The 1,509-nt window shown below is 25.0% G+C and carries 1 protein-coding gene and 1 pseudogene; one reads left to right on the forward strand and one right to left on the reverse strand.

Annotated elements, in window-relative coordinates; all coding sequences use genetic code 11:
• Nucleotides 1-708: ParA family protein (locus tag HMPREF2658_RS00575; RefSeq protein WP_070854169.1), on the reverse strand; the 708-nt coding region annotated here is incomplete at its 3' end.
• 490 nt (nucleotides 709-1,198) lie between these two features.
• On the opposite strand from HMPREF2658_RS00575, the pseudogene HMPREF2658_RS00580 reads away from it, so the two are divergent.
• Nucleotides 1,199-1,509 (forward strand): annotated as a pseudogene (locus HMPREF2658_RS00580) (replication initiator protein A); the annotation flags it as partial.

Raw genomic sequence — 1,509 nt, forward strand, 5'->3', positions numbered from 1 at the left:
TTTTTTTTCCATTACACTTTTAGTAATTAATTCTTTATCAGGAAAATATGTTATATATTTATTATTCGAATTCATTTCTTCAATAAAATGATTAGATGATTTAGTATTATGCTTAACCATATTGCCGACATAATATAATTTAGCTGTTACATAACTCTCTCTTGTTCTGAAATCAATTAAATCATTTTTCAACTTATCTATTCTGTATTCAATGTTAGAATTTGAATCATCACTAAAACCACTAGGTTTATTTGGAGAAATAACTTTGTGACTAACTGCTATTGCATTTCTTGTTGATGTACTAAAATCTGGGTGTGTATCTATAATTATATAATCATACTTTTCAATATTATATTTATCGTAGTTATCATCTAACCACATATATAATTGCATATCTTTACCATCAGCTGTACTCATTACTCTTTCATACTCATCTAATCTTAAAAAACCACTAATTAAATCTATATTTGTTTTAACTTTATGAATTTTTACTTCTTCGTTTATATTAAGCCCATCAATTTTATTAAAAATTGATAATACCGTATTTTCTTGCTCATACACATTTAATAGTTGAGATAGATTACATTGGTGATCCATATCAATAAGAAGAACTTTTTTTCCTACAGAAGCTAAATATTCCGAAAAGTTATAAGATAATGTTGTTTTTCCAACGCCGCCCTTTATAGCAGCAAAAGTAATTATTTCCATTGCTTCCACCTCCAACTAAAACATACCACTAATACACATAAATATCAACATAAACATGTGTATCTAATTAAATATATAAATGTGTATTTATATCATTACAATTTATGCATATAACTATACACACTATTAAATTTGTGTTATGCTATAGCTGTATTCCTTATATAAGGGGGAATATATGTGTTATGTAGAATATCATTTCTACAATCCTTCATTCTATAAAGTAAAGCTGTAAGAAGATTCAAAATAAATTTTACAAATAACAGCAACATGTTATTATCAATTTATAATATAAAAAAAGAGCAACTACTGGAAATAGTTACTCTCAGGTAATAGAACGTCTGCAAACGTTTATTTAATATATTTTCGATACTTGTATTATATAATGAATAATATCTTAGTGCAAGCACCTAAATCATTAAATAAATGTAAAGCTAAATAAAAGCGTTTTATTACCTCTTACCAAACTAAAATATGGAAAGAGGTTTTTATTATGTCTGAACAAAGATTTAATATCCAACAACAATATAGAGAAAAATTTTACCAACTACCAAAAGTATTTTTTACTAACGAAAAATATATGCAATTAAGTAATGATGCAAAAATTGCTTATGCATTGTTAAAAGATAGATTAGAATTATCAATTAAAAATAATTGGTTTGATAAAAATGGTGATATATTTTTCATCTTCACAAACGAAAACTCAAAACTATATTAAATTGTCACGAGGGTAAATTAACAAAAATAAAAAAGAATTATCTAAAGCTGATCTTTTAGAACAAGTAAGATGTGGTCAAGGTAAAA

Origin of the sequence: Staphylococcus sp. HMSC062H10 (genome assembly GCF_001836945.1) — a bacterium.
Taxonomy (GTDB): Bacteria; Bacillota; Bacilli; order Staphylococcales; family Staphylococcaceae; genus Staphylococcus; species Staphylococcus aureus.